The 17,939-nt window shown below is 48.9% G+C and carries 18 protein-coding genes; 12 read left to right on the top strand and 6 right to left on the bottom strand.

Annotated elements, in window-relative coordinates; all coding sequences use genetic code 11:
- Positions 1-297: 297 nt before the first annotated feature.
- Positions 298-864: a Plug domain-containing protein gene (locus AAC007_RS07265; protein WP_339675605.1), complete on the top strand. Its 567-nt coding sequence runs from the start codon at positions 298-300 to the stop codon at positions 862-864.
- Positions 865-899: 35 nt separating this feature from the next.
- A complete protein-coding gene (locus tag AAC007_RS07260; protein WP_339675604.1) occupies positions 900-2,729 on the top strand; it encodes a TonB-dependent receptor in 1,830 nt (609 codons plus the stop codon).
- 119 nt (positions 2,730-2,848) lie between these two features.
- On the opposite strand, the gene AAC007_RS07255 is transcribed toward AAC007_RS07260, so the two are convergent.
- Positions 2,849-4,501, bottom strand: coding sequence for a Na/Pi symporter (locus tag AAC007_RS07255; RefSeq protein ID WP_339675603.1), 1,653 nt, complete (start codon positions 4,499-4,501; stop codon positions 2,849-2,851).
- Positions 4,502-4,828: 327 nt separating this feature from the next.
- Here AAC007_RS07255 and AAC007_RS07250 point away from each other — a divergent pair, with 327 nt between their 5' ends.
- Positions 4,829-5,293, top strand: coding sequence for a hypothetical protein (locus tag AAC007_RS07250; protein ID WP_339675602.1), 465 nt, complete (start codon positions 4,829-4,831; stop codon positions 5,291-5,293).
- A 57-nt stretch (positions 5,294-5,350) separates the two neighbouring features.
- Here the strand turns inward: AAC007_RS07250 and AAC007_RS07245 are convergent, their stop codons facing one another.
- Together AAC007_RS07245 and AAC007_RS07240 are read right to left on the bottom strand one after the other, a co-directional pair.
- The gene (locus tag AAC007_RS07245; RefSeq protein WP_339675600.1) at positions 5,351-6,796 is read right to left on the bottom strand and encodes a DASS family sodium-coupled anion symporter; all 1,446 of its coding nucleotides are present in this window, start codon (positions 6,794-6,796) and stop codon (positions 5,351-5,353) included.
- A gap of 77 nt (positions 6,797-6,873) precedes the next feature.
- Positions 6,874-7,788, bottom strand: coding sequence for a pirin family protein (locus AAC007_RS07240; RefSeq protein WP_339675598.1), 915 nt, complete (start codon positions 7,786-7,788; stop codon positions 6,874-6,876).
- 150 nt (positions 7,789-7,938) lie between these two features.
- On the opposite strand from AAC007_RS07240, the gene AAC007_RS07235 reads away from it, so the two are divergent.
- The 9 genes from AAC007_RS07235 (at position 7,939) to AAC007_RS07195 (ending at position 14,828) form a co-directional block, all read left to right on the top strand.
- Positions 7,939-8,805, top strand: coding sequence for a dihydrodipicolinate synthase family protein (locus tag AAC007_RS07235; protein WP_339675595.1), 867 nt, complete (start codon positions 7,939-7,941; stop codon positions 8,803-8,805).
- Between the two features lie 144 nt (positions 8,806-8,949).
- Positions 8,950-9,432: an RNA methyltransferase gene (locus AAC007_RS07230; protein ID WP_295873257.1), complete on the top strand. Its 483-nt coding sequence runs from the start codon at positions 8,950-8,952 to the stop codon at positions 9,430-9,432.
- 19 nt (positions 9,433-9,451) lie between these two features.
- Complete coding sequence (locus AAC007_RS07225) at positions 9,452-10,174, top strand: spermidine synthase (protein ID WP_339675592.1); 723 nt, start codon at positions 9,452-9,454, stop codon at positions 10,172-10,174.
- Between the two features lie 128 nt (positions 10,175-10,302).
- Positions 10,303-10,998 (top strand): monofunctional biosynthetic peptidoglycan transglycosylase, encoded by a 696-nt coding sequence (gene mtgA, locus AAC007_RS07220; RefSeq protein ID WP_296436618.1) that lies wholly within the window; start codon positions 10,303-10,305, stop codon positions 10,996-10,998.
- Positions 10,999-11,137: 139 nt separating this feature from the next.
- Positions 11,138-11,779: a DUF2959 domain-containing protein gene (locus AAC007_RS07215; protein ID WP_295873260.1), complete on the top strand. Its 642-nt coding sequence runs from the start codon at positions 11,138-11,140 to the stop codon at positions 11,777-11,779.
- Positions 11,780-11,875: 96 nt separating this feature from the next.
- Positions 11,876-12,706, top strand: coding sequence for a hypothetical protein (locus AAC007_RS07210; RefSeq protein ID WP_339675590.1), 831 nt, complete (start codon positions 11,876-11,878; stop codon positions 12,704-12,706).
- 93 nt (positions 12,707-12,799) lie between these two features.
- Positions 12,800-13,414 (top strand): LemA family protein, encoded by a 615-nt coding sequence (locus AAC007_RS07205; protein WP_339675589.1) that lies wholly within the window; start codon positions 12,800-12,802, stop codon positions 13,412-13,414.
- Positions 13,414-14,160, top strand: coding sequence for a TPM domain-containing protein (locus AAC007_RS07200; RefSeq protein WP_339675588.1), 747 nt, complete (start codon positions 13,414-13,416; stop codon positions 14,158-14,160). The genes AAC007_RS07205 and AAC007_RS07200 overlap by 1 nt, the downstream gene beginning before the upstream one ends.
- 50 nt (positions 14,161-14,210) lie before the next feature.
- On the top strand, positions 14,211-14,828 hold the full coding sequence (locus AAC007_RS07195) for a TPM domain-containing protein (protein ID WP_219043284.1): 618 nt from the start codon (positions 14,211-14,213) through the stop codon (positions 14,826-14,828).
- Here AAC007_RS07195 and AAC007_RS07190 read toward each other — a convergent pair.
- The 3 genes from AAC007_RS07190 to AAC007_RS07180 form a co-directional block, all read right to left on the bottom strand.
- Positions 14,825-15,112, bottom strand: coding sequence for a YkgJ family cysteine cluster protein (locus AAC007_RS07190; RefSeq protein ID WP_295873270.1), 288 nt, complete (start codon positions 15,110-15,112; stop codon positions 14,825-14,827). The two genes, AAC007_RS07195 and AAC007_RS07190, sit on opposite strands and share 4 nt — an antisense overlap.
- Positions 15,113-15,991, bottom strand: coding sequence for a DMT family transporter (locus AAC007_RS07185; protein ID WP_339675585.1), 879 nt, complete (start codon positions 15,989-15,991; stop codon positions 15,113-15,115).
- Between the two features lie 94 nt (positions 15,992-16,085).
- Positions 16,086-17,747: an MFS transporter gene (locus tag AAC007_RS07180; protein WP_296436624.1), complete on the bottom strand. Its 1,662-nt coding sequence runs from the start codon at positions 17,745-17,747 to the stop codon at positions 16,086-16,088.
- Positions 17,748-17,939: the final 192 nt, after the last annotated feature.

Here is a 17,939-nt window from a genome sequence, read left to right as displayed (position 1 = left end):
TTTTTGGCAGCTTATTAAAATCAAGGTTCGCTTATTTTTCGTACAAACCCTTGCTATGCAAGTCGAGGCTAATGGAGATTATGTCCGCCAGACTCCAGAAATGTCCGAATTTCTACATAGCTTATCAATTACACTGTGACTCGTATAATACTTTTTGCGATCCGGCGTCACATTTTCGACGCGATGCTCTATGCTTAAGACTTAATAATAAATACGCAGTCCTTCGACTTTAATTTAATCGGTCAGCCTAACGACCAGATTATTGTCGTAGAGACGCTGTGACTTCAGGAGTAAACCGTGGGCCTTTCAAAATTCACCCGTCAAATATTTCTTAATACCACCCTCAGTAGCTTGGCGCTGCTCACTGCCTCTTATGTGATCGCTGCACCTGCACTCGAGGAGGTGCTGGTTACCGCGCAAAAACGCAGCGAAAGCGCCCAAGACATTCCCATTGCCGTGACCGGTGTTAGTGCCGATATGCTGGACAAGCTCGGGTTTAGAAATGCCAACGATGTGTCTGCGCAAGTTCCCAATATGCAGGTCAGTGGCCCCTACGGTGATGTGCAGCCAATTTTCTCTATACGCGGTGTGAGCATGTCGGATTACAGCTCTAACCAAGCCAGCCCTATTGGTGTCTACGTAGATGAAGCTTACTTAGGACCGGTGCTAACTTCTTCGATATCGAGCGTCTCGAAGTACTGCGTGGACCACAAGGGACGCTATACGGGAAAAACACCACAGGTGGCGCAATCAATATTATTACTCGCACCCCCGGATTTAGCGGCGAAGGCAGCACGTACATCAAAGGCGGTATCGGGAGCTACAACGCCACCTCACTCGAGGCCGGCACCGAGGCCGTATTAATTGACGACGTACTTGCCGCACGAATTTCAGGAAGTTTGAAGCGCGACGAAGGCTATGCTGAAGTCGTTGGCCAAGATACAAACGCGGCGCAAACCGATTTCCAGGGCCTTCGCCTCAGTCTCAACTGGATTATTAACGACAAGCTAGACGCAATATTAAAAATCACCAAATCGGGCAACGATTCCCTAAGCACGCCTGTCCGCAGTGAAGCGCGCACCGATTTACGTGGCACCGGATTAGAGGGTGACTCCAATGGTTTTATAGACTACACCGGCTACTCCCGAGGCTCCCGCAACCTGGACTTCCATGAAACTGAATCCAATCGCGTCGGCGCGCTGATTACCAACACCGAACTGGCGGTGTTAACCATGAATTACAACGCCGACAATTACACCATCACATCGGTCAGCTCCTACATGGATGCAGATTACTACCAAATGGCGGACACGGATGGCAGCCCCAACGGCTTGTTGGAAATCACCTGGTCTTCAGACTCCGTGAGCTTCAGCCAAGATCTGCGTTTCACCTCTAATTTTGATGGCATGTTCAATATCATCGCTGGCGTTTATTACGGCAGTGAAGATTTATACATGCAAAATATTTACGACATATTCGACCAAATTCCTGATGTGAGAGTTGGTATAGCCGAGCCAGATGCTATTCCAATTTTTCCATATTTAATTGACTTCGGCATGATTGATCAGCGCCTGGAAACCAAGAAAACCACTGCAGCGGTATACACACAAATGCGCTTCGATTTTACCGCGAATTTCGGCATGGATTTCGGGCTGCGCTACACCGAAGACGACAGCACGCTAAGTTATTTAAATATTTCACGGCTTGGCAACGACGGTTCCCCACGGGGTAGCTATGTGCCCGGCAACACCACCGGAACAGACAATGCGTGGATCACATTGCCATTAACAACTTTCGATTTACAAAACCTACTCAGCAATCCAACGGCGCTTACCAACTATCTGCAGGCGGGTTACACTCACGGGCCCTACACACTGGATTCAGCACCAAGATTGGATGCACCAGAGCAGGAGTTCACCGGCAAACTCGGCCTCGATTATCGCTTTAACGATGACTTAATGGTCTACGGTAGTATTAGTCGCGGCTATCGCGCCGGCAGTTATAACGGAGGTGTGTACTATCAGCCACGCCCCATCGAAACCGCTTATGCTTCACCGGAGTTTATCGATGCCTATGAAGTTGGTTTCAAAGCCGACATGGCCGAAGGCAGTGTGCGTTTAAATGGCGCTGCGTTTCTTTATGACTATACCAACCAACAATTTATCAACGTTGTCGGTATTTCTAATTTCCTAGAGAACGCTGGGGGCTCTCAAATTCTGGGGGCAGAGCTGGAGTTGTGGGCGCGCGTTACCGAAAGGCTAACATTACAGGCCGCTGTAGGTGTACTTGAAACCGAGTACACTGAATTGTCACTTGCAAACACCCAAACTATCGCCGATCAAGAAGACCGTGTCGATCTATCAGGAAACGAGTTAATCTCCGCGCCAAAGCTAAATGTAAGTTTCTCTGCTGACTACGACCTGCTTATTACCGAGTATGGCTATTTAAGCGTAAACGCCAACGCCAACTTCCAGGACGATCAATGGTTCAGCGCTTACAACGATCAATTTGGCTATGAAAATATCCGGCAAGAGGCTTACTGGCTCTACAACGGCCGTCTAAGTTGGTACTCCAATGACGGCAGCTACAGCGTGTCGGTATGGGGTAAAAATTTACTGGATGAGGAATACGATAGCTACGCCATCAACCTACAAGCCGGTTTTGGTTTCGACTATTATCTTCCTGGTCAGCCGCGTACGTATGGGGCAGAAGTTCAGTTTAAATTCTAAAAATGTAAACTTTGTAGTAATTCAACTTCAAGAAATGGGACAAACCTTATATCGTCAGTGATGGCGATATAAGGTTTCGGTCACAAATGCGAATTAATATTTCCTCGCACTAGTGTTAATTAATCACTAAGTTCCTCAACGTCGCTGACGTCTTTTCGAGTCTCGTTTTCTAAATGCGCCAGGATTTTAATCGCTTTATACCAATGTTCATTCAGCTGCTTAATTTCGGTAATAAAATCGATGGCGTTAATCATTTGGTCCAGGCTTATAAGCCCTTTCGTTCCCGTAGTTAGCATATGCTCTTTTAATACATCACGGTCACTTTTAAGCTGGTGGTAGGTATTTTCCAGCTTTTCAAAATACAGTTCCGAATCAGGACTAGTAACCGAATTAAGAAATTTGCAGGCATTATCACGATAGGTTTGCAGCTCTTTCTCTAAGGTAATATTAGGTAGCTTGCCGAGTCGTGTTCGGGTTTCCAGGGCTGTACTTAATATACCGGCACAAGCCAAAAAGTATTGATCCACTTTCATCAAATTAGATAACTGCTTTGTCACTTCGTCGCTTAAGGCGGCGCGTTCAAGATTAACGATATAACTGGATACTGCGCTAGACAGCTGGTGGATAGCATAAATTTTCTGATCTAAATCATGATTCGAAATATTAGTGTCAATGGTTTGCTTCGCAGTAATACCAATTTGAATTGCAGTGCGCTGTAACTCTAAGATCAACGCACTTACCGCCATTACCGGCGCACCCGCTGTGCTTTTATCTAAGTATTTAGGTTTACCCAAAGACTCGCTGACTGTAATAAACCGAGCATCTAAAAAGCTAACCATTTTATCGTTAAACGGTATTATCAATAACACACCAAGACAATTGAATATGGTGTGAAATAGCGCGAGGGTAACGCCAATATTGGGCGTCAACTTCATTAATTCCCGCACCGCCTCCACGGTATAGAACAGCGCAGGCAGCAATATTAAGGCGACAATAGCCGTGGCAATATTGAATATCACCTGTGCGGTCGCCAGACGTTTTGCATTTGAAGTGGCACCAATTGAGGCGAGCACCGCGGTAGACGTTGTACCCACATTAGCGCCAATAACCATCGCCGCCGCCGCGTAAATACCGATCATTTCGGCAGAGGCGGCAGAGATGGTGATAGCAATGGCGGCACTGGAAGACTGGGTCAGTATAGTCATTACAATGCCGATCAGGAGGTAACCGATCACCTCCGAATTTCCTTCCAGCGTGATGGTGCTAAAATCAAAATTCGTCACGATGCCTTCAAACGCTTGCTGAAGCGTTGAGATGCCGAGGAAAAACAGACCAAACCCAACCATCGCCCGACCAATACCCAGACGCGGCCCCTTGCTTTTGGCGAGCATCATAAACGCGCCAATACCGATGGCAGGCAGTGCAACCGCGTGAATATCGAGTTTAAATCCGACTATCGCAACCAACCACGCGGTCATAGTGGTGCCAATATTTGCGCCGTAGATAATACCCAGTGCTTGACGCATTTTAATAAGTTCGGCGTTAACAAAACCCAGCGATGCAACCGTGACCGCACTAGAGGATTGCACAATAGCGGTCATCAACACACCCGAGAGTACGCCACGTACCAGCGTGTTGGTCCAATTAGCGAGTAGCCTACGCAGCGATTGTCCAGCGGCCAAGGTCAGCCCATCGGTCATCATCTCCATAGCGACTAGAAACAGGCCTAGACCACCCAGAAGGGTTGCAAAAACAACATAACTCTCTGGCATCGTTCTGACTCTTTATTAATGCGTATTTATAGTGATTCATCTTAGCCTAAGCCCCGCCGTATAAATGAAAAAAGAGAGGCACGATCTTTGTCTACAAAGCTATTTTTCCTGCGCACAGATTTTTTCAAATAGCGTCATCGTCTTAACACAGTGCTTTTTTCGGTACCGGCCGCCAGCTCAACTAAACATCGAATGGGTAGAAAATGTCGAATAACCGTATATTCTTCCGGCGTTTTAGGGTCGCGCGACTGCGCAGATCATCAACTTAAGCCATTTCTTCGTAGTAGGTCTATACGGTATTTTCCGCGAACCACGAAAGGGTATTACGTGTTAGGTAAACTCACCAAGTTCGGCCTGCCGGTCTGGTTTATCGTCAGCTTCTCGCTGTGGCTTTTACTACCGACCTCTGCGCTACTGACTATTACGCCACTCATTTGCGCATTATTGCTGTGCTCAATCAGTGTGGTGTTAGCAGTGAGTTTGTATCAACTGTATTTGCACCAGCATCACCGCGCAAATGGCTTTTACGGCGTATTGTGCTCGGCAATATTAGCGCCGCCAGTTGCCATTATGTTTTCTTACAAGCTCGACGCGCTACTAACGGTGTACCCAATACGCGACTTCGCCGCCCTGCTCTGGATTTTAAGTTCAATGGGCGCGGTACTGACTATTATAGTTTGCCGCCTAATGGCTAGTGTGATTTCTAATCGGAGCCGCATCCCCGATCATCAGCAGGCTAAACCGAAAACCGAGGTAGCCGCGAGATTGCAAAACGCCAGCGCCAAAACATAGGCCTCAAAACAGTGTCGAATCACCGCAGACGGCAACATTCCCTATCTGTCATCTTTGTCACGATAAAAATAGTGCAAGAACAAGGTAGTACGCCACGCAACTAACCAAAGCAATTCCAAACAAATTCAAAACTCCACCAGCATGCATCATGTCTTTAATGCGCAGCTCACCGCTACCAAATACCACCGCATTTGGCGGCGTAGCGACCGGCATCATAAAGGCACACGATGCAGCAATGGCAGCGGGCACAAGGAACAACAGAGGCGATACCGACTGCGACACCGCCAAGGCGCCCAGCAGTGGTAAGAAGGTCGCCGTGGTGGCGGTATTACTCGTTATTTCAGTGAGGAAAATAATCACCGTCACAATCATCAGTACTACCGCAAATATGGGCCATCCATTCAGCAGCGAGAAGTTCTGCGCTATCCATTCCGCCAAGCCTGATGTTTTAATCATCGCCGCCAAGGCTAAGCCACCACCAAAAAGCAATAAAACACCCCATGGCAATTTCTCTGCGGAATTCCAGTCCAGCAGAGCTTGGGAGTTTTCTCCGCCAGATCTCACTGAAAAAAGTAGGATAGCCGCCGTCATCGCAATAACGGTATCACTAACGCCCGGAAGAAATGTCGCAAGCAAAGGTCGAAATACCCACGCCGCAGCCGTGGCTAAAAATATCAACAGCACGCGTTTCTCTGCGCTTGTTAATGAACCGAGCTTTTGCAACTCGGCCTGCAGCAGGCTGCGACTGTCAGCCGTATCCAAACCCTCAAAACCCTTGCGACACAGCCACCACCAAGTGAACGATAGCATCGCTGCCGCGACCGGAACACCAATAAGCATCCACTCCGCGAAGCCAATACTTATATCGTGATTCGCCTTTAAATACGCCGCCAACATCGCGTTCGGCGGCGTACCGATCAAGGTTGCAATGCCACCAATGCTGGCACTATAGGCAATAGCCAGTAGCAGCGCGACTGCAAAACGACGGCGCTGGATCTCATTCCCCCCAGGAACAAAACCAATTACCGACAAACCTATCGGCAACATCATAATGCTGGTCGCGGTATTACTCACCCACATGCTCAAAAACGCAGTGGCAACCATAAAACCAGCAATCTGACGACTGGGCTGTTGTCCCACCGCCAGTAAAATTCGCAGGGCAATACGCCGGTGCAATTGCCAGCGCTGCATCGCCAAACCTAAGAGGAAGCCGCCCAAAAACAAAAAGATAATGCTATTGGCATAGGCACCCGCCAAATCCTCTACCTTGGCGACCCCCAATACCGGCACTAAAATTAGCGGCAATAACGCCGTCGCGGGGATAGGTATCGCCTCGGTGGCCCACCAAATTGCCATCCACAAGGTAGCGCCCAAAGCCAACCAAGCATCCCCGGCCATGCTCGCCGGAGGCGGTAATATTAGGGTCAGCGCTAACATAGCCGGGCCTAATATCAAGCCGCTGATGGAGGCGGACCGCACTTGCGGCTGATCGCGATTAGTCATTGCAGCCTAGCAAACTTCTGTCTTCTCTAGCCAAGATTTAGAACCTCCGACATAGTGATTATTTCTTTCTAAATTTATCATTCTGGAAGCGGAATAAACTCGTGCTCATCGCCGGCCACTAATGGGAACCGACCCTCTCGCCAATCTTCTTTCGCCTGCTCAATCCGCTCTTTTCGGCTAGATACAAAATTCCATTCAATATAGCGCTTGCCGATATTTTCACCACCGATAATGGCAATTCGCGAATCAACGCTGGCCTCTAAAACAATACCTTTCTGATCGGAAAATATCGCCATGGCGTATTCAGCGATTTCAGTTTCCTTAGACTTTAATTTGCCCTTAGCAACGTAAACGGCGCGCTCATCTGCGTCGGGTAAGCTTAGTGTTTGACCTGCCTTTAAGTGCGCTTCTACATAGAGGGTTTTAGCAAATACCTTCACCGGTGATGTGACCCCGTATGCACTGCCCATCATGACCCGCACGGCAACATCATTCACCACTGCCGTCGGAATATCCGCCTCGGGATAATGATAGAAGGCCGCATCAATCTCTTCATCTGCCTCAGGTAGTGCCAACCACAGTTGCAAACCGTGCAAAGTATGATCGACCGCCGTCAGCTCTGGACGCTCACGTTCAGAGTGGGTGATGCCGCTACCAGCGACCATTAAATTGATATCGCCCGGCTTAATCACCTGCAAACTACCCACCGAGTCGCGATGTAATATTTCACCTTCAAACAGATAGGTCACCGTCGCAATATTGACATGCGGATGCGGTCGAACATTAATCCCCTCGCCTGCGCTAAATTCCGCGGGACCCATATGGTCGAAAAAGATCCATGGCCCCACCATCTTCCGCTGAACAGCTGGCAACACACGCCGCACTGAAAAACCACCTAGATCTTTTTCGCGCGGATGGAGAAGCAGTTCAATCGCGTTGCAGCCCGCCGATGAATCGCATTCATGCTCAACTTGCTTACTTAGGTTGCTCATAGTCACTCTCCATACGATAAGATTTTAAATGTGAAGATCTATAATACCGATTAAACACCGCACATAAACTTTTTAACGCGATTTCTACAGGCCTGAATTTTGACGCTATACTTTAGACCTGTGCTGATGACTACTTTTAGGAGTACTCCTATGATCAAAGGCAGTATTGTTGACCTGATCACCCCAACTCATAGTGACGGGTCGCCAGACTACGAGATTCTGGAAACACTGGTGGAATGGCATATCGACAATGGCAGCTCGGCGCTCATTGTTGCCAGCGCCGTGAATCAATCCTCTGCCATGCATATTGATGAGCGCACTGAATTACTTCGTCGCGCTATTTGGCAATCCGATGGCAGAATCGATGTTATTGCCGATTTAAGCAGCGATCATCAGGAACACGTCTTAGCATTTGCTGCAGCCGCCGATGAGTTCGGCGCCGATGCTGTATTACTGCGCAACCCTACTTCGCCCATTCAATCGCAAGATGCCCTATTCGACTATTTTGGCGCTGTGATAGACAGCGCGAAACGGCCATTGATTATTGGCGACGATTTCACACGCCCTAACTTACTTTCACCACCCGATATTTTGACCCTGGCAAACACGTCGGGAGTTGGTGGCTTTGTAAACTACTCCAAGCAGGCCCTTCAAATCGAGCGTCAGGAACTGCCGGCAGAATTTGCCCTCTATTCAGGCAACCTCGCCAGCGCTTATCAAAGCTTGTGCGAAGGCTATTCAGGAATTGTGTCCATCGTTGCCAATATCGCTCCTGCACTTGTTCAAAAGCTGTGTTCCGCTGTCGAGACGGGTGACACGGCGCGTGCTGATTTACTCAATGCGCGCTTGCAACCCTTGGTGCAAGCACTGTTAGACGAGTCAAATGTCATTCCAATTAAATGGGCACTCATTGAGATGGGCTGCATTCCCGAGGGCATTCATCCACCCGTACTTGCACATACCCATGACTACTCGAATTTGCGTCGAGCGATACGGGCGGCTCATATTCCAATATAAGTCCTCGTTCTAAACAACACTAGCTGAGCTGTTTTTTCTTCGGCACAAAAATAACATTCAATCAGCGATGTAGCTTATTATTAGCGGCCAGTGGCGCTGCAAACGCTAATATCTCGTAATTTAAAATAACACTGTGTATACACAATGAAGAATAGCTACACCTGTATCGGCCTGTTTAATCCTAAATCTCCTGAGAATATTGGCTCGGTGATGCGAGCTGCCGGTTGCTATGGCGTTAGCTCGGTGTTCTATACCGGCACGCGCTACGATTATGCCAAACCCTTTTACACCGACACCCAAAAAGTCCATGAGAAAATTCCACTCATTGGCGTCAAGGATTTAAAAGATGTTATTCCCCTCGGCTGCGTACCCGTAGCAGTTGAGTTACTTGACGGCGCCAAGCCGCTCACCACCTATAGACACCCTGCCCAGGCTTTTTATATTTTTGGCCCAGAAGACGGTACTCTGAAAAAGGAGATCACCGAATTTTGCCAAGATATTGTTTACATACCAACGCAGGGCTGTATGAATTTAGCCGCGACGGTGAACGTTGTGCTGTACGACCGCCTCGCCAAAGGTGATGACTTCTCATACCATCAGAAAGCCTTGCGAAAGAAGCCCAAATAGCCCATCAGGATATCGGTACATGTCTCTTTTATTCGAAGAAATTGATAGCCAAACCTCAAGCTTAGGCGAAATATCACTGCGTAGACGGCGCATGCCCGCCTTTGGTGACAGAGATATTTACGAAGTAAAACTGGGCGACGAATTTTTAATGTCGAGTATGTTTGTCGATGCCGAAGAGGCCTTGTCCACCCTCGGCTTAGCTGCAACGCAAGGCGAAGATCTGAGCGTGGTTGTCGGTGGCCTCGGCCTGGGTTACACCGCAGTTGCGGCACTAAAAGACATGCGAATTAGCGAGCTATTTGTGGTTGATGCCTTAGACACCGTTATCGGCTGGCATAAAGATGAGTTGGTTCCACTGGGAAAAATTCTAAACGCCGATAAGAGACACCGCTATGTGCTGGGCAGCTTCTTCGACTTGGCGACCGATCCCCGCTCAGGCTTCGATCCAGACAATACAGCTAGAAAATTTGATGCCATTCTTTTAGACATAGACCACTCCCCCACCGAATTTTTAAACTCCGCCAACGCCAGCTTTTACACCACTGAAAATCTCGCACTCATGGCAAGGCAGCTAAAGCCCAAGGGCGTGTTTGCGATGTGGTCGCAAAATCTGCCAGAAGCCAACTTTGAGGCTTTATTGGCAACCGTATTTGAGAGTGTGAGCTCCCATGTGGTGTCTTTTTACAATCCATTCCAAAATGGCGAATCGACCAATTCCGTATATGTTTGCGTAAAAGCCTAATTATCGACAGCGAAATGACGTTAATTATAACTATGATCACGTGCAACGAATGCGCACATATTCCGTCAGAGCATCTTATAGATCTTCCCTCTTTGAGGGGATAAATGGCATTCACTGTGGGGCATACCATGGCCAGAAAAAAGGGAATAACGAGGCTACTTTTTCGCACAGCCCTAATATTAGTGCTACTCAGTGTCGCACTGGTTATGCCGTTTCGCTGGATTAACCCACCCGTCAGTATGGTGATGATGGAACGCAGCTGGCAGCAGCGCAACACGGACTACCATTTAAAAAGGCAGTGGTTGAGTTGGCATCAAATACCCCGCCATGCCGCACTGGCGGCAGTGGTATCTGAGGATCAAAACTTTCCGCGTCATTATGGCTTCGACATAAAAGCGATTCAAAAAGCCTTTGCCGAGCGCGAGCGCCGCGGCAGTCTGCGCGGCGCCAGTACCATCAGCCAACAGGTCGCCCGCAATATGTATTTATGGACGGGACGCAGTTGGCTGCGCAAAGGTCTTGAGGTTTGGTTCACCGGCTTGGTAGAGCTGTGCTGGCCCAAGCAGCGCATTCTGGAAATCTATTTGAATATCGCCGAATGGGGCAATGGGGTATTTGGCTTGGAAGCTGCCAGTCGCTATCACTTTGGCGTTTCCGCCGCTCAATTATCTCCCATGCAATCCGCCCTCCTCGCCTCAACCTTGCCCAGCCCTCTCAACTACAAACCCGCGTCTCCAGCTCCGCATTTACTATCGCGCGCTAACTGGAACCTCGGACAACAGCGAATGCTGGGGGGCGACTCGTGGTTAGCGCCATTGAAATAGAATCGGGTGTTACTGCGCGGAAAGAGCAATTCCAGGTACGCGCTACGACGCTCTTTAATTTACCCGCCACCGCTGTTTGCTGCATCGGGCCATGCACGCTACCATTGAGCATATAATTAATAATGCCCCCGGACACCCCATGCGCCTTTTGATACTCCTCCTCGCTACCACAGCGATAATTTCAATTTCCGCTTGCGAATCGACTTATTACAACGCCATGGAAAAAGTCGGTGTGCATAAACGAGATATTTTGGTAGACCGTGTCGATGAGGCCAAAGAGTCTCAAGAAGACGCGCAAGAACAATTTAAAGATGCCCTAAGCGAGTTTCGCTCTGTGGTGAGCTTTAATGGCGGCAATTTAGAAAGCCATTACCATCGCCTAAACAGTGAGTTTGAAGACAGCGAAGCCGCCGCCAAGGAAGTGACCGACCGTATCAATAGTGTAGAGTCTGTGGCCGAAGCCTTGTTTGATGAATGGCAAGATGAGCTGAAACTTTACAGCAATGAACGCCTGCGCGCCGACAGTGCCAATAAACTGCAGGCCACCAAACGCCAGTACGGTGTTTTGATCAAATCTATGCGTCGCGCAGAAAAGAGCATCGACCCCGTCTTGAACGCCCTGCGCGATAATGTGTTGTATCTAAAGCACAATCTCAACGCCTCCGCGATTGGTGCGCTAAAGGGCGAGTTAGCCGGAATCGATCGCGATGTGCAGCAATTGCTCGGCGCCATGGAAAAAGCTATTAGTGAATCTGACGCCTTTATTAAGCAGTTAAAGTAATAGGGGCGGACAAAGCCAAGAAATGCCGGTCTTGAGCTATTGACCACGCGGGGTTTTAGGCTTAAAAAGGCGCACCTCAATTTCTTGTAAGCAATCATGGCGTGGATATCCTTCGACGTTTTTCGCACCCTCGGTTTTAATGACACCCTGCAGCTAAAACCTGAGCAGATTTTTAAACATAAAGAAGACATCACTAGTGCCGACTGGGTTTTGTATCCTGAGTACTGGCAGCTCAACGCCTTAATTTATGGACTTAAAGCCAAGGTTTTCCCGAGCCAGGCCAGCTATTTACTGGGGCACAACAAAATTGAGATGACCCGCGCCTTTGAAATGGTGGCGCCGGCCAATATTCCCCAAACTGAAATTCGCGCCAATACCCCCGGCAACGCCGATGACTTGTGGGACGTGATGCTTCACCCCTTTGTCGCCAAGCTCCCCAAAGCGTCACAGGGTAGCGGCGTTTGGTTAATTCAAACCCGCGCCGATTGGAAAGCCTATTTGGAGCGCACGGATATTTTGTATGTGCAGGAATACCTTCCCATAAACCGCGATATTCGAGTCGTCATTATTGGCGATCAGGTGGTCTGTGCTTACTGGCGCTTACAGTCAGACCAGGGCTTTTACAATAATGTCGCCAAGGGCGGAGTCATTGACCAAAGCCCAGTACCCGCGCAGGCCATCAATCTAGCGTTGCACTTGGCAACGAGTTTAAGTATTGACCACGGTGGTTTTGATATCGCCATGGTCGGTGACCACCCCTATGTTTTTGAATTTAACCGCCTATTCGGCAATCAAGGGATTGAGGGTGGCGATCAGAAAATTCGTGAAGCGATTATTAACTATCTGCACCGTAAGCAGGAGCCAACCCAGCCCAACTTCCCCAAAGCCCCTGCCAATGGTCGCAAGCGCTTGCGCCGCGTTGCGTAAACCACTCGCTGCGGAGACGATGTGTGTATCGACTCTGCAGTCCGTCAGCTAGGGTGTTACCATTGAGGTCTGTTTGTTCACGAGACCGATATTATGAACGCTGCAACACCATCGCTAACCCACCGCAGTCGCACCCTATTCATTTTGCTGCTTACCAGCCTATTACTCACAGGCTGCGGCATTAACAATATTCCCCGCCTAGATGAAGAAGCCAAAGCGGCATGGGCACAGGTAGAAAACCAATACCAGCGCCGGGCAGACCTTATTCCCAACCTGGTCGCTACGGTAAAAGGTTTTGCCGCCCAAGAGAAAGAAACTCTGACCGCTGTGGTTGAAGCCCGCGCGAAGGCGACCTCGATGCAGGTTGATGCCAGTATTCTTGATAACCCTGAGAAACTTCAGCAATTTGAAGCGGCGCAATCGCAGCTGAGCGGCGCTTTAAGTCGCTTGATGGTGGTGTCTGAGAGATATCCCGAACTTAAGTCCAACCAAAACTTTTTGGCATTGCAGTCCCAGTTAGAGGGCACCGAAAATCGCATTAGCGTTGCCCGCCGCGATTTCATCCTTGCTGTCGGCCGCTACAACACCGAGATTCGCACCTTTCCCGGCAAAATATGGCACAGCATTATGTACAGCGAGCTAAAAGAGCGGGAAACCTTTAAAGCCACCGCCGAAAAGGCTGATGAAGCGCCTCAGGTTAATTTCTAATGTCTTTTTTTAAAAGCACATCGCTATTGCTCTGCGGTTTACTCTGTAGCCTCAGCGTCTTCGCCGCTGAGCCAGAGTTTCCCAAACTAAGTGGTCGCGTCGTCGATACCGCAGAGTTAATTTCAGCCAGTGCCGAGCAAAGAATTATTGCTCAGCTCGCCGCGCAGGAACAACGCACTGGCAATCAACTTGTGGTTGTCACCCTGCCGGAATTACAGGGTTACGATATTGCCGACTACGGGTATCAGCTAGGTCGCTACTGGGGCATTGGCGAAAAAGACAAGAACAATGGCGCCTTATTGATTATCGCCATGAAAGAGAAAAAAATGCGCATTGAGGTTGGCTATGGCTTGGAAGGCCAATTGACGGATGCCCGCAGCGCGCAAATTATTCAGCAAATACTCACACCTGCATTTAAAGCCGGCGACTTCGACGGCGGCGTTAGCCGTGCTGTTGAAGCCATGATTTTGATCATTGACGGCAAAGCCCCTGCGATTGCTAAGAAGCAAACTTCCACTAAGAAATCACCACCCGCCCTGGGCGGCCTACTCTTTATTCTGATTATTTTTATGATGATGGGCGGTGGCCGGGGTCGCGGCGGCTTACTCGGCGGCCTACTATTGGGCTCCGCCCTAGGTCGCAGCGGCGGCTATGGTGGTGGCTTCGGTGGCGGTGGATTTGGCGGTGGCGGCTTTGGTGGAGGTGGCGGCGGATTTGGCGGCGGCGGTGCCTCTGGAGGCTGGTAAGGCAATGAGCTTATTTACCCCGTCGCGAATTTAAAAACACAGAGTTATTTATGGCTTTATTAAACCAACAGCAACAATCGCAGGTCGCAGAGGCCATCAGCAATGCTGAGCGTCAAACTGATGCCGAATTAGTCACCGTCTTGGCTCGCCAAGCAGATGACTACACCTACATTCCCTTACTATGGGCCAGTGTTTTAGCGCTGTTATTGCCCAGCGCGGTAAATTACTTCCCCCAATGGCTAAGCGTACATCAATTAATTTTGTGCCAGTGGGCCGTCTTTATTTTACTGGCAGTCGTGTTCAAACTGCCAAAAGTTCAAACACGACTAATCCCCCGCGCAGTGCGGCACTGGCGCGCCAGCAATTTAGCGAGACGACAGTTTTTAGAACAAAATCTGCATCACACCCAGGGCGAAACAGGCATGCTAATTTTTGTGTCTGAAGCGGAGCGCTATGTGGAAATTTTGGTGGATCGCGGTATCTCTGCAAAAATTCCAGATAGTTATTGGCAAGCTATCGTTAGCCAATTTACCGCACGGGTTGCCAAAGGCGAAACCGCGCAGGGCTTTATTGAATGTATAGAATCTTGTGGCAAAGAATTGCAGCGACAACTTCCTGCCAGCGCAGCCAAAAACGAGTTGCCGAATCATCTTATTATTTTAGATTAACGCGGCTCGTATTCATCTAAACATTCATACGAACCGGTCGCAAAATCGCTGCAGATAAACGGTCTATTTTCATAGATTGTGCAAAGCATGGAGTCGCGGTCTAGTGCCGCGCACCAGCCATCATCCAAACGCGCCATCACTTCACCGCCCCACTCATCGCGCTGTATGTATTTTTCTGGGACGCCGGTATCACTGATCAACATGACTTCTAGACGGCAGCAAGCCGCTCGGCAGCTGTCACATTTAATACTGCTATTTTCTACGATGGACGCCGCAATTCTCATCTACCCCACCTCTGGCCGCATCATCGCGCTGCGCTCTGCTAACAAAATTCCAGCGACAACAAGTAGGAGTGCCACAATATGGTAAGCATGTAATACCTCTCCCAAAATGAGTACTGCTAGTATTGAACCGAATACCGGCACCAAATTAATAAATAAATTGGCGCGATTTCCGCCCACCATTTCTACTCCGCGAATATAAAGCGATTGAGCTAAAAGCGACGGAAAAATAGCAATATATAAAACCACGCCCATTCCGTGTAAATCTGGGAATAGCATTTTTCCAGATTGATACTCGAAGTATGCCAAGGGTAGTGACGACAACAGGGCCGATACAGCCAGGACAAATATCATAGCTTGCCAATGCAGTGCAGGCTTATATCTTAAGGTAACGGTATAAGCTCCGTACAATAGCGCTGCCAACATCATTAAGGCGTCACCGCGATTCAAATTCAACAGTAAGAGACGAGACAAATCACCGTGGGATACTGTGATTGCGACACCAAATAAAGTTAGGGCAAATCCTACTAGCTGCAATGCACTTGGTTTTAATTTAAATAATAAAAAATTTCCGAAGAAGACAATCAAGGGCATGATTGATTGCTCTATCGTCACGTTAATCGCTGAGGTGTAATTTAAGGCGTAATAGAAAAGTGCATTAAATCCGGCAAAACCGAAAGCGCCAAACAGAAATAACATCAGCATATTTTCGCGAATAATTGACCACTGTTCTCGCACTTTAACTAGTGCAAAAGGCGCAATGAATATAACCGCAAATAGCCAACGCAGCGCCGTTAACAGCATTGGTGAAACATGCCCCACCGCTAACTTGCCAGCGATTGCATTCCCACCCCAAAATAATGCGACACACGTAAGCAGCACAATGGGATTACTCAGTACGCGCCGAATTGTAAAAATAATGAACTCCGTGCTTTTCTAAAAGACGAGATGCTTACCAGAGATAAATTGCCGCGGGCTAAGAGTGTATTTCTAGCTTTAGGGCATCATCGCCACGGTCAGGTGCATCGTCACTCCAGCGGACTGACCCTGCGGGGCGATCAAGCCAACGCAATACTTTAATGGGCTCAATGCCGATATGCATTTTTGCCGCTTGCCGCTGCAGATCGCTATCTTCGATGGTTCTTCGGTTACGCAAGCGCAAATAATCGTTCCACGTTGGGCAGCTAAATCGTTCAGACCAACATTCTGGGTCAGCAATATTACGAGATAACGACCAAGCATACGCGCCATTGCGTGACCGAACTTTTTGCTGGTCTCGCATTAGTCTATAAAAGTCTCGGGCCTTATCCTCTGGAATTTGGTACTGCAGTTCAATGCTTATCGGGCCGCTGCGGCCGCTAATACCCAGGGTAACATCAGGGTCATCTAAGACTTGTTCATCTAACTCGGTAGAGGTCGTCCGATCTGCAACTGGAAGAAGAAATCCTAATAGCAATGACACAATGAGCGCGATAGCCGATATCTGAAACGCAATTACCACCCCGTGATCTTTGGCGATAAGACCCCAGACCCAGGAACCTATCGCTACACCCAAAGTAATCGACGCACTTGACGTCGCTATCGCGCGCCCCATCACCCATCGCGGCACAAACAACTGAACCAGAACACTGATGGATGTCGTGATCATCATCCACGCCATACCCGCGACCATCAGAATGATGAAATCCAAGGCAATGCTAGTACTCGCAGCCAAAGCCACTAAGCTTGCAGCAACGATCACAGTACACACTCTTAAGGTATTCTCGTTGCCAATTTTCTTGCGCATAGGATGAAGTACAAAAATGCCGCACACCGCACCAATGCCAAATGAACCCAACAACAGGCCGAATGTACCGGCATTACCTTGTAGCAAGTCGTGGGCAATCAAGGGCATCAGAGACGGTAGTGACGCACCGATAAAACATAGAACAAATGCTCGCCCGATAGCACGACGCACTGGCTGCATATTCATTACATAGCGCACACCGGAGTTGATAGAGCGCAGCAAGCCCTCAGCTGGTAGGCGAGAAACCTCGGTCTCTCTCTTCCATCTGCGCAAGGATTCCAGCATTGGTACAAAAGAGATCGCATTAATGGCAAAGGCGACCGTTGCCCCAAAACTAACAACAATAAGGCCCCCAATCGCAGGACCCACACTACGTGCCAAATTGAAGCTAATATTATTTAGCGCCACCGCTTGAGAAAGCAGTTCTTTGGGGACCTGCTCTGCAATGGACGCTCCCCGCGCCGGTGCCGCCAAGGCGCCGCCCGTACCCACCAAAAAGCATAAGCCAAGTAAAACCCAGGGTGTAATTAAACCCAGTATCGATACCAAGGTCATAATGACGGCGGCAATCAATGACAGCAGAAAGAAGGTGATTTGCACCTTGCGACGGTCATAAATATCCGCAATGGCGCCGGCCGGTAATGCGAACAAGGCCATCGGTAGAAAGGTTGCTGTTTGTACTAAGGCGACGTGATCGGCGGTCGAAATACTGGTCATAATCCAGGCAGCCGCGACGCTCTGAATCAGCCCGCCAGCATTGGAAATCGTGTTACTGAACCACATATTGCGAAACAAGGCGTGGCGCAAAGGAGAAAAAATAGCGTCATTATTATGATTCTCTGACGTTGCCATTATTTCTCCGGTACTTAAGAACGAATTTATAGCCAGTCATTGTATGAAAGTTTGACTTAGTTCTATATAGATAATTCGCGCATTAAGGGTGGTTCCACCTTGTCGACCAGCCGTGAATAAATCAACCGGCAATGTCGTTTCGGTCAATGACTTGAGCGTCTGGGTCAATATTTTTTAGACGCGTCGATGACA

The sequence above is a fragment of the uncultured Zhongshania sp. genome, from assembly GCF_963975605.1.
GTDB classification, from domain to species: Bacteria; Pseudomonadota; Gammaproteobacteria; order Pseudomonadales; family Spongiibacteraceae; genus Spongiibacter; species Spongiibacter aquimaris.
Note: the sequence above shows the minus strand (reverse complement) of the source record. Positions and strands in the feature narration are given on the sequence as shown.